We start from the raw sequence: 18,529 nt of genomic DNA on the forward strand, positions 1-18,529 counted from the left end.
GTAGAGCGGTTGGTCAGGGGTGACCGGGTGCTGCGCGATGGTCAGTGGTGGGCCGCGGTGGCGCGGGCCGGCTCGGGCGCGGCGCCTGTGACGATGCGGCTGTCCGTTCGCGTACGCCGTTCCAGCGCGCTGGAGACGACGGCGAGGACGACCGCCGAGGCGGCGAGCGCGGCGCCGACCCCGTTCGGGGCGGTGTAGCCGAGTCCGGCGGCGATCACGAGGCCGCCGAGCCAGGCGGAGAGCGCGTTGCCCAGGTTGAAGGCGCCGATGTTCACGGCGGAGGCGAGGGTGGGGGCGCCCGCGGCCTGGTCGAGGACCCGCTTCTGCAGCGGCGGTACGGTCGCGAAGCCGAGTGCGCCGATCAGGAAGACGGTGACGGCCGAGGCGGCCTTGTCGTGGGCGGTGAGGGTGAACAGCGCCAGCACGGTGGCGAGTCCGCTCAGCGACACGTACAGCAGCGGCATCAGGGCCCGGTCGGCGAACCGGCCGCCGATCAGGTTCCCGGCGACCATGCCGAGGCCGAAGAGGACGAGCAGCCAGGTGACCGAGCCGTCCGCGTAGCCGGTGACGTGGGTCATCATCGGCGTGATGTAGGTGATCGCGGCGAAGACGCCGCCGAAGCCGAGCACGGTCATCGCCATGGCGAGCAGCACCTGGACGTTGCGGAACGCGGCGATCTCGTGACGGAGCCGGACGCCCTCGGCCTTGGGCATGTCGGGGACGAGCTTGGCGACGCCGAGGAGCCCGACCACACCGAGCGCGGCGACGATGAAGAACGTGGTGCGCCAGCCGATCTGCTGGCCGACCAGCGTGCCGAGCGGGACGCCGATGACATTGGCGACGGTCAGGCCGGTGAACATCATCGCGATGGCGCCGGCCTTCTTCTCCGGGGCGACCAGATCGGCCGCGACGACCGAGCCGATGCCGAAGAACGCGCCGTGCGCCAGGGAGGCGACGATCCGCCCGGCCAGCATCAGTCCGAAGACCGGGGCGACGGCGGAGAGCACGTTGCCGACGATGAAGAAGCCCATCAGCAGCATCAGCATGCGCTTGCGGGAGATCCTGGTGCCCAGGACGGTCATCAGCGGGGCGCCGAGCACGACGCCGAGCGCGTACCCGGTCACCAGGTAGCCGGCCATGGGGATGGTGACGTCGAAGGTGTCGGCCACCTCCGGGAGCAGGCCCATGATCACGAATTCGGTGGTGCCGATACCGAACGCCCCGATGGCCAGGGCTAGGAGCGCGAGTGGCATGGGATGTTCACCCTTCCAGGAGATTGCACGAGCGCCTTACGAGCGTCCACAATAATTGCAGACGCGGGTTAATTGCAAGCGCGGGCTATTGCACTCGTGACCTATCCTGGTCTCAAGCCGCTCCGGACGGAGGACAGACGCATGACCGCGACGGACCCCGCACTCACCGCCCTCTCCCAGGGCTGGTGCGCCCTCTCCCTGCTGCACGGAAAGATCGAGGCCCATATCGAGCGGGCCCTGCAGTCGGGGCACGAGCTGAGCGTGCGCGAGTACTCGCTCCTGGACGTCCTCAGCCGCCAGCACAGCGGCTCGGGCGGCCATCTGCAGATGAAGCAGGTCGCGGACGCGGTCGTCCTCAGCCAGTCCGCCACCACCCGGCTGGTCACCCGCCTGGAGGACCGCGGCCTGCTGACCCGGTACCTCTGCGACACCGACCGGCGCGGGATCTACACGGACGTCACGGAGTCCGGCCAGGAACTGCTCTCCCAGGCCCGGCCGACCAATGACCGCGCACTGCGCGAGGCGCTCGACGAGGCCGCGCGGAACCCGGAGCTCGCCCCCCTGGTCAGGGCCGTCGAGGAACTCCGCGTCCCGGCGTAGTCTCCGGGCCATGAGCGATCTTGAGATAAGGCCGGCGGCGCCCGAGGACATCCCGGCGATCGTGGCGATGCTCGCCGACGACCCGCTGGGCGCCCAGCGGGAGTCGCCGGACGACCTCGTCCCCTACCTCGCTGCCTTCGACCGGCTGGCCGAGGACCCCCACCAGCACCTGGTCGTCGCCGCCCGCGACGACCAGGTCGTCGGCACACTCCAGCTGACCGTCATCCCGGGGCTGTCGCGACGCGGCGCCACCCGCTCGATCATCGAAGGCGTACGCATCCACGCCGATGAGCGCGGCAGCGGCCTCGGCACCCGGCTCATCGAGTGGGCCATCGAGGAATCCGGGCGCCTGGGCTGCCAGTTGGTCCAGCTGACGTCGGACGCCACCCGGATCGACGCCCACCGCTTCTATGAGCGGCTGGGCTTCGAGGCGTCCCATCTGGGCTTCAAGAAAGCCCTCTGAGCCTCCGGGACGGGAGCTTCCCGAGCACCCCGGGGCACGTACGTGGTCCCGGGGCACCAGGACCACGTTTCACGTGAAACATCAGACCCCGCGCCAGCCCTCGGGGTCGACACCACCCGGGACCGCGTCATCCGGCCCGTACGGCTCCCGGGTGAAGGCGAACGACCCGAGGTCGAGATGGCTCACCGAGCCGTCGGGGCGGCGCACCGCCCGCAGGATCTCGCCCTTGTAGTAGCCGTTGAGGCCGATCCAGGTGCCGTCGGCCCGGGCCTCGAACCGCGCGGCGCGACCGGGTCCGCGCAGCGGCTCCAGCGCCACCGAGCCATCGGCGCGCAGCCGCAGGCCGTACGCATAAGTCCCCCAGTACCAGGGGCCGGTGAGCTCAAGCAGGGCCGGGTCGACCTCGGACAGGGGCCGCCACAGCTCGGGGAGCTTCGGTTCGGCCTCGACCACGATCCGTACGAGGTCGGCGGCGACGGCCGGTGCCGTCCCCGAGGTGGCGTTGGCGAGCGCGACCGCCCCGATGCCGTCCTCCACGCTGATCCACAGCCCGGCGACGAACCCGGGCAGCGAGCCGGTGTGCCCGGAAAGGGTGCGGTGGTCGTCCTGGCGGGTCAACTGGACGCCCAGTCCGTAACCGCCCTGCCAGTCCCCCGCCTCGGGCGGAGCGGACGGCGTCCGCATCTCCCGTACGCTCGCGGCGCTCAGCACCCGGTCGTCTCCCTCGGCGAGGAAGACGGCGAAGCGGCAGAGGTCGGCCGCCGTCGACCACAACTGGCCCGCGGGCGCCATGATCCCCAGGTCCTCGGACGGCTCGGGGAGCAGGGCGTCGGCCCACGGGTGCACGGCCCAGCCGCCCGCGTGCGGCGCCACCGGCTGCGTGCTCGTCCTGGTCAACCCGAGCGGATCGAGGATCTCTCTCTGCAGCGCCTCCTCCCAGGACACTCCCCGTACGGCCTCGACGAGCGAACCGAGCAGTGTGTAACCGGGGTTGGAGTAGTGGTGCAGCCTGCCCACCGGGTGCAGGAACGGGTCCTCGCCCAGCACGTCCGAGAGCTCCGGGCGCAGCGCCGCCGAGCTCCGCTCCCACCAGGGCGCGGGCGTCTCGGCCGCCAACCCGGCGCTGTGGCTGAGCAGTTGGGCGATGGTGACCTCACCGACCCCGGTGCCGGGCAGGTGCTTCTCCAGCGGGTCGTCGAGGTCCAGCAGCCCTTCGTCCCGCAGCCGCATGACCAGGACGGCGGTGAAGGTCTTGGTGATCGAGCCGATGCGGTACTGGACGTCCGCGTCGGGCCCGTGGCCGTCGACCGAAGTACGCGAGCCCGTCCAGACGATCCGGCCCCCGCGCACCACAGCGGCGACGAGCGAAGGAAGCCGCCCCTCGGACTGGGCGACGGCGAGACGGTGGATCAGAGCGCGTTCTGTACTGGGCAGAAGGTCAACGGGGGCCGTGGTCATCGGCGCATGCGGGGATGAGGTCATGGCCCCAGGTCTATCCCCGAGCCGCGCGCCCGTCGAACGGATTTCGCCCGACGCGCACGATTTGGCACAGGCCGCGCTGTCCGTACAGCCTCGCGCGGCAGGGCCCGGTCAGGTCTGTGCCATGTCCACGAAGCGCGAGTAGTGGCCCTGGAAGGCCACCGTGATCGTGGCCGTCGGACCGTTACGGTGCTTGGCCACGATCAGGTCCGCCTCGCCGGCGCGCGGGGACTCCTTCTCGTACGCGTCCTCGCGGTGCAGCAGGATGACCATGTCCGCGTCCTGCTCGATGGAGCCGGACTCACGCAGGTCGGAGACCATCGGCTTCTTGTCCGTACGCTGCTCGGGGCCACGGTTCAGCTGCGACAGCGCGATGACCGGGAGCTCCAGCTCCTTGGCGAGCAGCTTGAGGTTTCGGGACATGTCCGAGACCTCCTGCTGGCGGCTCTCGGCGCGCTTGGACCCGCCGGACTGCATCAGCTGCAGATAGTCGATGACGACGAGCTTGAGGTCGTTGCGCTGCTTGAGCCGACGGCACTTGGCGCGGATCTCCATCATCGACAGGTTCGGGGAGTCGTCGATGTAGAGCGGGGCCTGGGAGACGTCCGGCATCCGGCGGGCGAGCCGGGTCCAGTCCTCGTCGGTCATGGTGCCGGAGCGCATGTGGTGCAGCGCGACCCGGGCCTCGGCCGACAGGAGGCGCATCGCGATCTCGTTGCGGCCCATTTCGAGGGAGAAGATCACGCTGGGCAGGTTGTGCTTGATCGAGCAGGCCCGGGCGAAGTCCAGCGCCAGTGTGGACTTACCCATGGCGGGACGGGCCGCGATGACGATCATCTGGCCCGGGTGGAGGCCGTTGGTGAGCGAGTCGAAGTCGGTGAAGCCGGTCGGCACACCGGTCATCTCGCCGCTGCGGGAACCGATCGCCTCGATCTCGTCGAGCGCGCCCTCCATGATGTCGCCGAGCGGCAGATAGTCCTCGCTGGTGCGCTGCTCGGTGACCGCGTAGATCTCGGCCTGGGCGGAGTTGACGATCTCGTCGACGTCGCCGTCCGCCGCGTATCCCATCTGCGTGATCTTGGTGCCCGCCTCGACGAGACGGCGGAGCACCGCCCGCTCGTGGACGATCTCCGCGTAGTACGACGCGTTGGCCGCGGTCGGCACCGACTGGACCAGGGTGTGCAGATACGAGGCGCCGCCGACGCGGGTGATCTCGCCCCGCTTGACCAGCTCGGCCGCGACGGTGATCGGGTCGGCCGGCTCGCCCTTCGCGTACAGGTCGAGGATCGCCGTGTAGACGGTCTCGTGCGCCGGCCGGTAGAAGTCATGGCCCTTGATGATCTCCACGACGTCCGCGATGGCGTCCTTGGAGAGCAGCATGCCGCCGAGAACGGACTGCTCGGCGTCGATGTCCTGCGGGGGGACCCGCTCGAAGCCGGACGAGCCGCCGCCGTCCCAGGACTCGCTCTCGCTGCCCCGGTCGTGCTGGTCGTCGCGGCCACGGCCCCGTCCGTCGGCGCGGCGGGGGCGGGATACGGGCAGACGGTCACCCGGACCGCTGTCGGCCCAGGGGTCGTCCAAGGGCTCGGGAATGCTCACCGGGCCACCTCCTCCCGTCCGCTCCGCGGACCTAGCCGTGCCACTCTTTCTACGGCACGACACTGACAAAACGAGAGGCCCGACTCCGCTTCCGGCGCGTCGGGCGCCGGTCCACGTTAGGCCCGTCGGCACCGTCAGCCAATCTGGTTATCCACAGGCCATGTGGACGACGGACCAGATGCTGTGGAGAACCCCGCAGAACCTGTGCACGGACCGGGGGACAGCACTGTGGACAAAGTCATAGCCACCCCGCCAACACCACTCTGACCTGCGGCTTTTCCATCCACCGGCTGTGGGGGAGAAAAACTTTCCCGGCTGGCCCAAGATCACGACAAACGGCGCACAGCCGAACCGCACTCCGGTTCCAAGGTAAGGATCACTAATGCATTGCATCTCTTACCTGTGGAAGATTAGATTGAGTTCATGACACAGGCCCCAGTGGCACCGAGGAACATCCGGCGCCGACACGACCGCGAGATCGTCTCCCTCGCCGTGCCCGCCTTCGGCGCACTCGTCGCCGAGCCGCTGTTCGTCATGGCCGACAGCGCGATCGTCGGCCACCTCGGCACCCCGCAACTGGCCGGTCTGGGCATCGCCGCGGCACTCCTCACCACCGCCGTGAGCGTCTTCGTCTTCCTCGCCTACGCCACCACGTCCGCCGTCGCACGCCGCGTCGGCGCCGGAGACCTGCAGGCCGCCATCCGGCAGGGTATGGACGGCGTCTGGCTCGCCCTGCTGCTCGGCGCGGCCGTCATCGCCGTCGTCCTGCCCGCGGCCCCCTGGTTCATCGATCTCTTCGGCGCCTCGGACACCGCCGCCCCCTACGCCGTCACCTATCTGCGCATCTCCGCGCTCGGTATCCCCGCCATGCTGATGGTGCTCGCGGCCACCGGCATCCTGCGCGGCCTCCAGGACACCAGGACGCCGCTCTATGTGGCCATCGGCGGCTTCGCGCTGAACGCGGCGCTGAACATCGGGCTCGTCTACGGAGCGGACCTCGGCATCGCGGGCTCCGCCTGGGGCACCGTGATCGCCCAGTTCGCGATGGCGGCCGTCTACCTCTCGGTCGTCGTACGGGGAGCCCGCCGGCACGGCGCCTCCCTGCGCCCGGACGCGGCGGGCATCCGCGCCAGCGCCCAGGCGGGGGTCCCGCTCCTTGTCCGTACGCTCTCACTGCGGGCCGTCCTGATGATCGCCACCGCCGTGGCCGCCCGGCTCGGTGACGCCGACATCGCCGCCCACCAGATCATCCTGTCCCTGTGGAGCCTGCTGGCGTTCGCCCTAGACGCGATCGCCATCGCCGGGCAAGCCATCATCGGCCGCTATCTGGGGGCCGAGGACACCGAGGGCGCCCGCCAGGCGTGCCGGCGCATGGTGGAGTGGGGCATCGCCGCCGGAGTGGTGCTCGGCCTGCTGGTGGCCGTCGCGCGGCCACTGTTCATCCCGCTCTTCACCGGCGACCACACGGTCCAGGACACCCTGCTGCCCGCTCTCCTCGTAGTCGCCGTCTCCCAGCCGATCTCCGGCGTCGTCTTCGTCCTCGACGGAGTGCTGATGGGCGCGGGCGACGGCCCGTATCTGGCCTGGGCGATGCTGCTGACGCTCGCCTGCTTCGCTCCGGTGGCCCTCCTGGTCCCGGTGCTCGGTGGCGGTCTCACGACGCTGTGGTGGGCGATGACCCTGATGATGGCCGTCCGGATGCTGACGCTGTGGCTCCGCGCCCGCTCGGGCCGCTGGCTGGTGACGGGCGCGACGCGCTGAGGACCGGGGCGCGGTGCCTGCGATGTTTCACGTGAAACACGGGATCCATCACGGGCGGCTCCCAGCAAGCGCGGCGTTTCACGTGAAACATCGCCCCGCACCGCCCAAAGGCGAAGGGCCGCACCCCGGAGGGTGCGGCCCTTCTTATGCTCTGCTGAGCGCTGTGCTTAGGCGGCGACGACCTCGACGCCAACCTTCGCGGCAACCTCGGCGTGCAGACGCACGGACACCTGGTGCGCGCCCAGGGTCTTGATCGGCGAGCCGAGCTCGACGCGACGCTTGTCCACGTCCGGGCCACCGGCAGCCTTGATCGCCGCAGCGACGTCGGCCTGGGTGACGGAGCCGAAGAGACGGCCGGCGTCGCCGGAGCGAACGGCCAGACGCACCTTCACGCCTTCGAGGCGGGCCTTGATCTCGTTGGCCTGCTCGATGGTGGCGATCTCGTGGATCTTGCGAGCACGACGGATCTGCTCGACGTCCTTCTCGCCGCCCTTGGTCCAGCGGATCGCGAAACCACGCGGGACCAGGTAGTTGCGAGCGTAGCCGTCCTTGACGTCGACGACGTCGCCAGCGGCACCGAGGCCAGAGACCTCGTGGGTGAGGATGATCTTCATTTTTCGGTCACCCTTCCCTTATCGCGCGGTGGACGTGTAGGGCAGCAGCGCCATCTCACGGCTGTTCTTGACGGCCGTGGCGACGTCACGCTGGTGCTGCGTGCAGTTGCCGGTCACGCGGCGGGCACGGATCTTGCCGCGGTCGGAAATGAACTTCCGCAGCATGTTCGTGTCCTTGTAGTCCACGTAAGCGGTCTTGTCCTTGCAGAAAGCGCAGACCTTCTTCTTAGGCTTGCGCACAGGCGGCTTCGCCATGGTGTTTCTCCTGTGTGATCAAGAAGTGGGGGTACGGGCTGCCCTAGAAGGGCGGCTCGTCCGAGTAGCCGCCACCGGAGCCGCCGGAGCTTCCGCCCCAGCCGCCACCGCCGCCGCCCTGCTGCTGGCCGCCGCCGGCCGGCGCGCTGGAGGCCCAGGGGTCGTCGGCGGGAGCGCCGCCACCCTGAGGACCACCACTGGGGGCTCCGCCCCAGTTGCCGCCGCCCTGCTGCTGGCCACCGCCGCCGTAGCCACCCTGGCCGCCTCGACCGGTGGTCTTGGTGACCTTGGCTGTGGCGCTCTTGAGGCTGGGGCCGACTTCGTCGACGTCCAGCTCGTAGACCGTGCGCTTGACGCCCTCGCGGTCCTCGTACGACCGCTGCTTCAGCCGGCCCTGCACGATGACGCGCATGCCTCGCTGAAGCGACTCGGCGACGTTCTCCGCCGCCTGACGCCAGACCGAGCAGGTGAGGAAGAGGCTTTCGCCGTCCTTCCACTCATTGGTCTGACGGTCGAAGGTGCGGGGAGTCGACGCGATACGGAACTTCGCGACGGCCGCACCGGACGGGGTGAAGCGCAGCTCGGGGTCGTCGACGAGATTGCCGACGACCGTGATGACGGTCTCGCCTGCCATGGGTGAACCTCTCGGCGGGGATTGCTGCTGGCTGCTGTGTTGCTACTCGAAACCCGTTGACCTCTGAGCGGAAGCTCAGTGGGTCTCGGGGCGGAGGACCTTGGTCCGGAGGACCGACTCGTTCAGGTTCATCTGACGGTCGAGCTCCTTGACGACCGCAGGCTCGGCCTGGAGGTCGATGACCGTGTAGATGCCCTCGGGCTTCTTCTTGATCTCGTAGGAGAGACGACGACGGCCCCAGGTGTCGACCTTCTCGACCTTTCCATTGCCCTCACGGACGACGGAGAGGAAGTTCTCGATCAGGGGAGAGACAGCGCGCTCCTCCAGATCGGGGTCGAGGATGACCATCACCTCGTAGTGACGCATGTGGAACCCACCTCCTTTGGACTCAGCGGCCACGGTCGTTCCGTGGCAGGAGGGTCGTGATGCGTAAGCAACGGTATCCGCCGCCACTGACAATCCCGCTCCGAAGGAGGGGGACCGCGTCCTGGCCAGGGCAGACACCGGTGCAGACCGTACAGAGTACCTGCACACCCCTGTCCGGTTGAAATCCGGCGGTCAAGGGGCACAATCTGTACACATCGGGTGTGCGCGGCGCTACCCTTCGCCGCGTTCCGCTTCCGCCAGGAGGTGCCCCATGGCACAGGCAATGCGATCGAACTCGTCCGTCGTCTCCCTCCTCGCCACCGACGGCAAGCCCCATCCCCTTCAGGACGCCTTCATGGCGGTGACCGTCGTGCTGGGCGCGCTGGCGTTCACCACCGCGTTCTTCCACAATCTGCACCTGCTCAGCTCCTGGGCGGGCCTCATCGGGATCCTCACCGGTGCGTACGGACAGTTCATCTCGGAGACCACCCGCGAGCGGTTCCTGCTGATCCTCGGGCTCGGCGCCTCCGCGGTGGGCTTCTTCCTGGGCATGGCCCACGGCGGCCTCTTCGGCGGTGTCGTCGGCGGCTGAGAGCACCCCGTACCGACCCAGGGTCCGTACAGCCATCCGGGGCGCTCCCCGGGCGCAGTAGGCTTCGGCGCGAGAGCCGGAGCCCCTGTACCCATGGGGACACACCTGCCGAGGAGCGCCCCGCATGAGCCTGACCCTGAGGACCATCAGCCGAGAGCAGCATCTGGCGTACATCCAGAGCCTGCCCGCGGCTAGCCACTGCCAGGTCCCGGCGTGGGCTGATGTGAAGACCGAGTGGCGCTCGGAGAACCTCGGATGGTTCGACAAGACCGGCCAGATGGTCGGCGCCGGTCTGGTGCTCTACCGCCAGCTGCCGAAGATCAAGCGGTACCTCGCGTATCTCCCCGAGGGCCCGGTCATCAACTGGTACGCCCCGAACCTCGACGAGTGGCTCCAGCCGATGCTGGCGCACCTCAAGCACCAGGGCGCCTTCTCGGTGAAGATGGGCCCGCCGGTCGTCATCCGCCGCTGGGACTCGGCCGCCATCAAGTCCGGCATCCAGGACCCGGACATCAAGCGTCTGCGGGACGTCGAGGCCACCCACATCGAGCCGCGTGCCTTCGAAGTCGCCGACCGGCTGCGGAAGATGGGCTGGCAGCAGGGCGAGGACGGCGGCGCCGGCTTCGGCGACGTGCAGCCGCGCTACGTCTTCCAGGTGCCGCTCGCCAACCGCTCGCTGGACGACGTCCTCAAGGGCTTCAACCAGCTGTGGCGCCGCAACATCAAGAAGGCCGAGAAGGCCGGTGTCGAGGTCGTCCAGGGCGGCTACGAGGACCTGGCCGAGTGGCAGCGGCTGTACGAGATCACCGCCGTCCGTGACCACTTCCGGCCGCGCCCGCTCTCGTACTTCCAGCGCATGTGGACGGTCCTCAACAACGAGGACCCCAACCGGATGCGGCTCTACTTCGCGCGGCACAACGGCGTGAACCTGTCGGCGGCCACGATGCTCGTCGTCGGCGGGCACGTCTGGTACTCCTACGGCGCCTCCGACAACATCGGCCGTGAGGTCCGGCCCTCGAACGCGATGCAGTGGCGGATGCTGCGCGACGCGTACGCCATGGGCGCGACCGTCTACGACCTGCGCGGCATCTCCGACTCGCTCGACGAGACCGACCACCTCTTCGGTCTCATCCAGTTCAAGGTGGGCACCGGCGGCGAGGCCGTCGAGTACGTCGGCGAGTGGGACTTCCCGCTGAACAAGCTGCTGCACAAGGCCCTCGACATCTACATGTCGCGGCGCTGATGGTTGCGTAATCTCGTCTCTCATACCTCTGATACACCGCAGCCACCAGAAAGGTTCCGGATCCGGCCATGGCGCTCTCCCTCTACGTCGACACCGCGCGCTGGCGGGCGCACCAGAAGTCCGTGGTCGACCAGTTCCCGGGCATCGTCCCGGTCTGCAAGGGCAACGGCTACGGCTTCGGCCACGAGCGGCTGGCCGAGGAGGTGAACCGCTTCGGCTCGGACGTCCTGGCGGTCGGCACCACCTACGAGGCGGCCCGCATCAAGGACTGGTTCGGCGGCGACCTGCTGGTGCTCACGCCGTTCCGCCGGAGCGAGGAGCCGGTGCCGCTTCCGGACCGCGTCATCCGCTCGGTGTCGTCGGTGGACGGCGTGCACGCCCTGGTGGGCGCGCGCGTGGTCATCGAGTGCATGAGCTCGATGAAGCGCCACGGCATCAAGGAGGAGGAGCTCGGCATGCTCCACTCCGCCATCGAGGACGTGCGCCTGGAGGGCTTCGCCCTGCACCTCCCGCTCGACCGCACCGACGGCTCGGACGCGGTCGAGGAGGTCATCGGCTGGATGGACCGGCTGCGCGCGGCCCGGCTGCCGCTGCACACCATGTTCGTCAGCCACCTGCGAGCCGAGGAGCAGGCACGGCTGCAGCAGCAGTTCCCGCAGACCCGCTTCCGCGCCCGCATCGGTACGCGGCTGTGGCTCGGCGACCACGAGGCGACCGAGTACCGGGGCGCCGTCCTGGACGTCACCCGGGTCGCGAAGGGGGATCGTTTCGGCTACCGCCAGCAGAAGGCCGCCTCCGACGGCTGGCTGGTCGTGGTCGCCGGCGGCACCTCGCACGGCGTCGGCCTGGAGGCGCCCAAGGCGCTGCACGGTGTGATGCCGCGCGCCAAGGGCGTCGCCCGGGCCGGTCTCGCCACCGTGAACCGCAATCTGTCGCCGTTCGTCTGGGACGGCAAGCAGCGCTGGTTCGCGGAGCCGCCGCACATGCAGGTGTCGATCCTCTTCGTCCCCTCGGACTCCCAGGAGCCGCGCGTGGGCGATGAGCTGGTGGCCCATCTGCGGCACACCACGACGCAGTTCGACCGCCTGGTCGACCGCTAGGCACCAGCCGGACACCCGGACACGACGAAGGGCCCCCGCCACCGGCGGGGGCCCTTCGCGTTGCCTGCCGGGCCTAGGTGCCCGGCTGCCCCTTGCCCCACTCCACCAGGGGCCCCTCCACGAGGGGAGCCGCGTGCCGGGGCGGATGCGCCGCCTGCCCCAGGACGAAGACGTCCCCGGCCCCGTCGAGAACGCCACCGGACGGGTCGTCCGAGCCGTCGCGCCGTACGACGTCCCGCTCGGGCATCATGATGTCCCGCACGATCACCGCGCACAGGTAGAGCGTCGCCAGCAGATGGGCGGCGATGGCCAGTTGGTAGCCCTCCGGCGGCAGTCCCTGGTGCTTCTCGCCGCTCATCGTGTACGCGAGGTACATCCAGATCCCGAGGAAGTAGACCACCTCCCCGGCCTGCCAGATCAGGAAGTCCCGCCAGCGCGGCCGGGCCAGTGCGGCCAACGGGATCAGCCACAGCACGTACTGCGGCGAGTAGACCTTGTTGGTCAGGATGAACGCGGCGACGACCAGGAAGGCGAGCTGCGCGAAGCGCGGCCGGCGCGGCGCGGTGAGCGTCAGGGCCGCGATGCCCGCGCACAGCAGCACCATCAGCAGCGTCGCCAGGTTGTTCACCATGTCGACGTCCAGGGACTTGCCGGTGCGCTGCGAGATGATCAGCCAGAAGGAGCCGAAGTCGACCGACCGCTCCTGGCTGAAGGTGTAGAACTTCTTCCAGCCCTCGGGCGCGAGCAGCATCACCGGCACGTTCACCGCCAGCCAGGAGGCCGCCGCGCCGAGCACGGCCACCCCGTACTCCCGCCACTTCCCGGCCCGCCAGCACAGGAACAGCAGCGGTCCGAGGAGCAGCACGGGATAGAGCTTGGCGGCCGTCGCCAGCCCGATGAGGATGCCGAAGGCGAGCGGGCGGCTGCGGGACCACATCAGCATCGCGGCGGCCGTCAGGGCGATGGCGAAGAGGTCCCAGTTGATCGTCGCGGTGAGCGCGAAAGCGGGCGCCAGGGCGACCAGCAGGGCGTCCCAGGGGCGGCGGCGGTGCGTGCGCGCGACACAGACGGCGATGACGGCTGTGCAGGCCATCAGCATCCCCGCGTTGACCATCCAGTACATCTGCTCGCGGTGCTGCATGCTGCCGCCGCTGGGCGTCAGCCAGGAGGCCACCTCCATGAACAGTCCCGTCAGGACGGGATATTCGAGGTAGTCCATGTCGCCGTTCAGCCGGTCGAAGTACGGCACGAGATCGTCGGCGAAGCCACGCCCCACGTACAGGTGCGGGATGTCGGAGTAGCAGGCGTGGGTGTACTGGGAGTTCGCGCCCCGGAACCAGGCCCAGTCGTAGCAGGGGGCCTTCTGCGCCATACCGAGGGCGAACATGCCGATCGCGACGAGGGCGATCACCCGGACCGGGGTGAGCCAGTGGCCCGCCCCCCAGGCCCAGCGGCCCATCGGGCCGCCCAGCAGCTCGCTGCCGGCCGCGGCGACCTCGTCCTGCTCCGTGGGCCGTACGACGGGTTCGGCGGGCTCCCCGCGCCTGTCCTCGTACGCGCGGGCACTGGTCTCGCTCGTCATGCCGCACATCCTGCCGTACACCTCTGTGGAAATACCGAGGGGCGATGTTTCACGTGAAACACCATCGCTGGTTTCACGTGAAACACCGCCCCTGACATTCAGCCGCGTGCGCCGGGCCCGCTAGCCGGTCGGGCCCCCGAAGATATTTCCTTGGTTGCCGCTGCCCGGCTTGGACTTACTGGGTGACGGGGTGCCGGTGGGACCGCTGGTGTCCCCGACGCTGGTGCCCTGGTCCGTGCCCGCGTCACTGCCGCCGGGACCACCGGGCCCACCGCCGGGCCCACCGCAGTTCCAGTCCCACTTGCCACAGGACTTGCTGGGCTTCGGGGTGGGCGACGGCGTCAGCGACGGGGTGGACGAGGGGCTCCCGGAGGGCGACGGCGAGTCCGAGGGCGATGGGGAGGGAGTCGGGCTGGGCGACGCGCCGCCGCCGTACACCTTGTCACCGATGTCATCGGGCTTCGGGAAATCGACGGCCGAGACGCCGTTCAGCGCCTGCTCCATGTAGTCGTGCCAGATGGTCGAGGGGAACGACGCACCGTGGATCTTCTCCTGGCCACCGGTCCCGAACATCTTCAGGAACTCGCGCTTCTTGTTGGTCTCGTTGTCGTCGAGGCGGTACATGCTCACCGCGGTCGACAGCTGTGGCGTGTAGCCGACGAACCAGGCGGACCGGTTGCCGTCGGTGGTACCGGTCTTGCCCGCCACGTCACGGCCGCTGAGCTGGGCGTTGGTACCGGTGCCCTTCTCGACCACGTCCTTCAGGACGTCCGTGACGTTGTCCGCGACTGCGGCGGGGAGGGCCCGGGTCGCCTTGTCCTCGTGCTTGTAGATGACGCTGCCCCGGCGCATGACCTTCTCCACCGAGTAGGCGTCGTGGTGCATCCCGCTGGTGGCGAAGGTGGCGTAGGCACCGGCCATCCGGATGGCACTGGGGGAGGAGGTGCCAATGGAGAACGACGGCACGGTCGACGAGGCCAGACTGTCCTTGCGTAGGCCCGTGGCAAGGGCGACGTCCTTCACCTTGTCCGTGCCGACGTCCATGCCCAGCTGGACATAGGGCGAGTTCATCGACTTCTCCATCGCCTCCCGCAGGTCGATGGTTTTCTTCGACTCACCGCCGTCGTTGGTCTGCAGCCACTGCTCGCCGTTCTCGTTGGTCCACACGCTCCCGTCGTAGTTCTTGATCTTCAGCTTGTTCAGGCCGCTGTAGATGCTCTTCGGGGAGACCAAGGTCCGCTCCGACTCACCTTGGTCCTTGGGACCCTTCGGGTTGCGCTTTCCGTACTCCATGGCGGCGGCCAGCACGAACGGCTTGAAGGTCGAGCCGACCTGCGCACCGGTCTGGTCGGCGTTGTTGGTGAAGTGCTTGGTCGCGTCCTCACCGCCGTAGAGCGCCTTGATGGCGCCGGTCTTGGTGTCCACCGACGCGGCGCCGAACTGGACGAAGGTGTCGAGAGTCGGGCGCTTCTTCGGGTCGATGTTGTCCTTGCGGACCTTCTTCACGACCCCTTCGAGCGCCTGGACCTTCTTCTTGTCGAAGGTCGTGTGGATCTCGTAGCCGCCCTGGTCCAGGTCACTGGCGCTGATGCCCTGGGTGTTGTTGTTCACGAAGTACGCCTTGGACAGGCTGACCAGATAGCCGATCTGCCCGCTGAGCTGCGCGTTCTTCTTGGGCTTGTCCGGCATCGGGAAGGTCTTGTACTTGGCCCGGTCGGCCGCTGTGAGGTGGCCGTCCTTCACTTCCTCGTCGAGGATCCAGGCCCACCGGTTCATCGCGTTCTTGGTGTTCTGCTCCGGTGTGGCCGCCGGGTCGATCTCGGTGGCACCGGCCGGGTCGAAGTAGGTGGCGCCCTTGAGCAGCGAGGCGAGGAAGGCGCACTGGCTCGGGTCGAGGTCCTTGGCGTCCTTGCTGTAGTACGTGCGGGCCGCGGCCTGCAGACCGTAGGCACCGCGCCCGTAGTAGGCGGTGTTCAGATAGCCCGCCATGATCTCGCTCTTCTTCTTGGTCGCACCGACCTTGATGGAGATGAAGAGCTCTTTGAACTTACGGGTCAGCGTCTGCGACTGGTCGTCCAGCCGGGCGTTCTTCACGTACTGCTGGGTGATCGTCGAGCCACCCTGCGTGTGGCCGCCCTTGGCCATGTTCACCAGGGCGCGTGCGATGCCCTGGGGGTCGACGCCGGAGTCGGTCTCGAAGGTCTTGTTCTCGGCCGAGATGACCGCGTACCGCATGGCCGCGGGGATCTTCTCGTACGCGATGATCTGGCGGTTGACCTCACCGCCGGTCGCCACCATCTGGGAGCCGTCGGCCCAGTAGTAGACGTTGTTCTCGGCTTGGGCCGCCTGGGCCACGTTCGGGACGCTCACCATCCAGTAGGCGATGCCGATCGCGATCACCAGCGTGCCGAGGAAGCCCAGGCACAGCCCGCTGACGAGCTTCCAGGAGGGCATCCAGCGCCGCCACCCGCTCTTGTTGAAGCGCGGGTAGTCGATGAACCGCTTCTTGCCGGGCCGCCGGTTGCCGGGGCCCGTACCGCCGCGGCGCCCGCCCGGACCGGCCGGGCCGCCACCGCCGGGCTCGGCCGCTCGTCTGCGTCCGCCCCGCTGGGCGGCCCGTCGCGCCTCGGCACGCCCACCGGCCGGCCGCTGCTCTCCGTACGAACCGGAGGGGGAACTCGTGACCGAGTCCCGGGCGGGGGCCGCGCGGCGACCGGACGGCTGGGCAGCCCGTCGGGCGGCGGCCCGGCCGCCGCCCTGCGACTCCGGCGGTTTGCGACGGTGCTCGCTCATCGAACGACTACTCCTCGGGCAGGCGAGAGCGCCTGAAAGCGACTGGTGAGTTCCGGTCCCCCCGACAGACGGACCGGCCCTGCGACGAGCTCGTCCGCCGTGCACCCGGTATGCCGATGGCGCGGTACGCGCCGACGCCCCCTGACGTCACTCGGCTCCCGGTGGTCTGCATGCCGCACAGACTACGCACGGTCAAAACCAGCCAGGGGCCGAAGTTCACCCCAAATCAGGCAACTTGCTTCCTACGAATTGACGATGTGACGCCGTTCACGATGGCCCCCCTTGTCGCAGGGGCTACACCGTTCTATCGTCAGGATGTATCGAGTCGATACATCAGCACGGCATAAAGGTCCGCGGCGGCAGAGGAGGCGAAGGTTGAGCAGGCGCTCCGGCATCCTCGAATTCGCCGTCCTCGGCCTGCTTCGCGAGGCCCCGATGCACGGGTACGAGCTGCGCAAGCGGCTCAACACCTCACTGGGGATCTTCCGGGCCTTCAGTTACGGGACCCTCTACCCCTGCCTCAAGACGCTGGTCGCGAGCGGCTGGTTGATCGAGGAACCGGGCAGCGCTCCCGAGGACGCTCTCGCTGCTTCACTCGCAGGGCGCCGGGCCAAGATCGTCTACCGGTTGACGGCCGAAGGGAAGGAGCATTTCGAAGAACTGCTCTCCCACACCGGCCCCGACACCTGGGAGGACGAGCACTTCGCGGCACGTTTCGCCTTTTTCGGGCAGACGGAGCGCGAGGTGCGGATGCGCGTGCTGGAAGGTCGTCGCAGCCGGCTGGAGGAGCGCCTCGAGAAGATGCGCGCCTCCCTGGCCCGTACGCGCGAGCGCCTGGACGACTACACGCTTGAGCTGCAGCGTCACGGCATGGAGTCCGTGGAGCGCGAAGTGCGCTGGCTGAACGAGCTCATCGAGAGCGAGCGGGCGGGGCGGGATCAGCGATCCGGCCCGGCCACCGGCTCCGCTCAGCAGGACCACACATCAGGAGAGACGGGCGGCCTGCCCCGGCATCGGGACAGCACCCGGCCGGATCCGTCCGAGGACACCGCCAACTGAAGGCCCTGCGTCCGCAGGACTTCGTCGAGAACACACAGGGAGCAACCGGAATGGGTTCGGTTCGCGTAGCCATCGTCGGCGTGGGCAACTGCGCCGCCTCGCTGGTGCAGGGCGTCGAGTACTACAAGGACGCCGACCCGGCCGGCAAGGTGCCGGGTCTGATGCACGTCCAGTTCGGCGACTACCACGTCAAGGACGTGGAGTTCGTGGCCGCGTTCGACGTGGACGCCAAGAAGGTCGGCCTCGACCTCGCCGACGCCATCGGTGCGAGCGAGAACAACACCATCAAGATCTGCGACGTCCCGAACAAGGGCGTCACGGTCCAGCGTGGTCACACCCACGACGGTCTGGGCAAGTACTACCGCCAGACCATCGAGGAGTCCGCCGAGGCGCCGGTCGACGTCGTCCAGGTCCTCAAGGACAAGCAGGTCGACGTTCTGGTCTGCTACCTCCCCGTGGGCTCCGAGGTCGCTGCGAAGTTCTACGCGCAGTGCGCCATCGACGCCAAGGTCGCGTTCGTCAACGCCCTTCCGGTCTTCATCGCCGGCACCAAGGAGTGGGCGGACAAGTTCACCGAGGCGGGCGTGCCGATCGTCGGCGACGACATCAAGTCGCAGGTCGGCGCCACGATCACGCACCGCGTGATGGCGAAGCTCTTCGAGGACCGCGGTGTCCGCCTGGAGCGCACCATGCAGCTGAACGTCGGCGGCAACATGGACTTCAAGAACATGCTCGAGCGCGAGCGTCTGGAGTCCAAGAAGATCTCGAAGACGCAGGCCGTCACCTCGCAGATCCGTGACCGCGAGCTGGGCGACAACAACGTCCACATCGGTCCCTCGGACTACGTGGCGTGGCTCGACGACCGCAAGTGGGCCTACGTCCGCCTCGAGGGCCGTGCCTTCGGCGACGTCCCGCTGAACCTCGAGTACAAGCTCGAGGTGTGGGACTCCCCGAACTCCGCGGGTGTCATCATCGACGCCGTGCGCGCCGCGAAGATCGCCAAGGACCGCGGCATCGGCGGCCCGATCCTCTCCGCGTCCTCGTACTTCATGAAGTCCCCGCCGGTGCAGTACTTCGACGACGAGGCCCTCGAGAACGTCGAGAAGTTCATCAAGGGCGAGGTCGAGCGCTAAGTC

General features: G+C 68.7%; 17 protein-coding genes. 8 read left to right on the forward strand and 9 right to left on the reverse strand.

The features are described 5' to 3' along the window. Positions 1-41: 41 nt before the first annotated feature. Positions 42-1,253 carry an MFS transporter gene (locus IE252_RS26820; RefSeq protein WP_190092027.1) on the reverse strand — a complete coding sequence of 404 codons (1,212 nt, stop codon included), beginning with the start codon at positions 1,251-1,253 and terminating at the stop codon, positions 42-44. 141 nt (positions 1,254-1,394) lie between these two features. Here IE252_RS26820 and IE252_RS26825 point away from each other — a divergent pair, with 141 nt between their 5' ends. Together IE252_RS26825 and IE252_RS26830 are read left to right on the forward strand one after the other, a co-directional pair. Further along, a complete protein-coding gene (locus IE252_RS26825; protein ID WP_190092028.1) occupies positions 1,395-1,853 on the forward strand; it encodes a MarR family winged helix-turn-helix transcriptional regulator in 459 nt (152 codons plus the stop codon). 10 nt (positions 1,854-1,863) lie between these two features. Continuing rightward, entirely contained in the window at positions 1,864-2,316 is a 453-nt protein-coding gene (locus tag IE252_RS26830; protein ID WP_190092029.1) for a GNAT family N-acetyltransferase, read from the forward strand. 81 nt (positions 2,317-2,397) lie between these two features. Here the strand turns inward: IE252_RS26830 and IE252_RS26835 are convergent, their stop codons facing one another. Both IE252_RS26835 and dnaB read right to left on the reverse strand, forming a co-directional pair. Beyond that, on the reverse strand, positions 2,398-3,774 hold the full coding sequence (locus IE252_RS26835; RefSeq protein ID WP_190092155.1) for a serine hydrolase domain-containing protein: 1,377 nt from the start codon (positions 3,772-3,774) through the stop codon (positions 2,398-2,400). Positions 3,775-3,906: 132 nt separating this feature from the next. Beyond that, positions 3,907-5,394 carry a replicative DNA helicase gene (gene dnaB / locus IE252_RS26840; protein WP_190092030.1) on the reverse strand — a complete coding sequence of 496 codons (1,488 nt, stop codon included), beginning with the start codon at positions 5,392-5,394 and terminating at the stop codon, positions 3,907-3,909. A 423-nt stretch (positions 5,395-5,817) separates the two neighbouring features. Between dnaB and IE252_RS26845 the strand changes: the two genes are divergently transcribed. Next, positions 5,818-7,155 carry an MATE family efflux transporter gene (locus IE252_RS26845; protein ID WP_190092031.1) on the forward strand — a complete coding sequence of 446 codons (1,338 nt, stop codon included), beginning with the start codon at positions 5,818-5,820 and terminating at the stop codon, positions 7,153-7,155. A 167-nt stretch (positions 7,156-7,322) separates the two neighbouring features. On the opposite strand, the gene rplI is transcribed toward IE252_RS26845, so the two are convergent. From rplI to rpsF, 4 genes are all read right to left on the reverse strand, one after another. Beyond that, positions 7,323-7,769: a 50S ribosomal protein L9 gene (rplI, locus tag IE252_RS26850; RefSeq protein WP_067162187.1), complete on the reverse strand. Its 447-nt coding sequence runs from the start codon at positions 7,767-7,769 to the stop codon at positions 7,323-7,325. An 18-nt stretch (positions 7,770-7,787) separates the two neighbouring features. Next, positions 7,788-8,024: a 30S ribosomal protein S18 gene (rpsR, locus tag IE252_RS26855; RefSeq protein ID WP_005315025.1), complete on the reverse strand. Its 237-nt coding sequence runs from the start codon at positions 8,022-8,024 to the stop codon at positions 7,788-7,790. 43 nt (positions 8,025-8,067) lie between these two features. Beyond that, the gene (locus tag IE252_RS26860; protein ID WP_190092032.1) at positions 8,068-8,658 is read right to left on the reverse strand and encodes a single-stranded DNA-binding protein; all 591 of its coding nucleotides are present in this window, start codon (positions 8,656-8,658) and stop codon (positions 8,068-8,070) included. 75 nt (positions 8,659-8,733) lie between these two features. Continuing rightward, positions 8,734-9,024 (reverse strand): 30S ribosomal protein S6, encoded by a 291-nt coding sequence (rpsF, locus tag IE252_RS26865; RefSeq protein ID WP_067162183.1) that lies wholly within the window; start codon positions 9,022-9,024, stop codon positions 8,734-8,736. Positions 9,025-9,295: 271 nt separating this feature from the next. Here rpsF and IE252_RS26870 point away from each other — a divergent pair, with 271 nt between their 5' ends. From IE252_RS26870 to IE252_RS26880, 3 genes are all read left to right on the forward strand, one after another. Beyond that, complete coding sequence (locus tag IE252_RS26870) at positions 9,296-9,616, forward strand: hypothetical protein (RefSeq protein WP_101389175.1); 321 nt, start codon at positions 9,296-9,298, stop codon at positions 9,614-9,616. Positions 9,617-9,740: 124 nt separating this feature from the next. Next, entirely contained in the window at positions 9,741-10,859 is a 1,119-nt protein-coding gene (locus IE252_RS26875) for a lipid II:glycine glycyltransferase FemX (protein ID WP_190092033.1), read from the forward strand. 68 nt (positions 10,860-10,927) lie between these two features. Then, the gene (locus IE252_RS26880; RefSeq protein WP_067162177.1) at positions 10,928-11,959 is read left to right on the forward strand and encodes an alanine racemase; all 1,032 of its coding nucleotides are present in this window, start codon (positions 10,928-10,930) and stop codon (positions 11,957-11,959) included. A gap of 73 nt (positions 11,960-12,032) precedes the next feature. Here the strand turns inward: IE252_RS26880 and IE252_RS26885 are convergent, their stop codons facing one another. Together IE252_RS26885 and IE252_RS26890 are read right to left on the reverse strand one after the other, a co-directional pair. Then, on the reverse strand, positions 12,033-13,541 hold the full coding sequence (locus IE252_RS26885; protein WP_229848807.1) for a glycosyltransferase family 87 protein: 1,509 nt from the start codon (positions 13,539-13,541) through the stop codon (positions 12,033-12,035). Between the two features lie 120 nt (positions 13,542-13,661). Then, a complete protein-coding gene (locus tag IE252_RS26890) occupies positions 13,662-16,334 on the reverse strand; it encodes a transglycosylase domain-containing protein (RefSeq protein WP_190092035.1) in 2,673 nt (890 codons plus the stop codon). 375 nt (positions 16,335-16,709) lie between these two features. Here IE252_RS26890 and IE252_RS26895 point away from each other — a divergent pair, with 375 nt between their 5' ends. Together IE252_RS26895 and IE252_RS26900 are read left to right on the forward strand one after the other, a co-directional pair. After that, positions 16,710-17,393, forward strand: coding sequence for a PadR family transcriptional regulator (locus IE252_RS26895; protein WP_188276669.1), 684 nt, complete (start codon positions 16,710-16,712; stop codon positions 17,391-17,393). Between the two features lie 50 nt (positions 17,394-17,443). Further along, positions 17,444-18,526, forward strand: a complete 1,083-nt coding sequence (locus IE252_RS26900) for an inositol-3-phosphate synthase (protein ID WP_190092036.1) — start codon at positions 17,444-17,446, stop codon at positions 18,524-18,526. Positions 18,527-18,529 lie beyond the last annotated feature (3 nt).

It is taken from the genome of Streptomyces melanogenes, from assembly GCF_014649795.1.
Lineage (GTDB): Bacteria > Actinomycetota > Actinomycetes > Streptomycetales > Streptomycetaceae > Streptomyces > Streptomyces noboritoensis.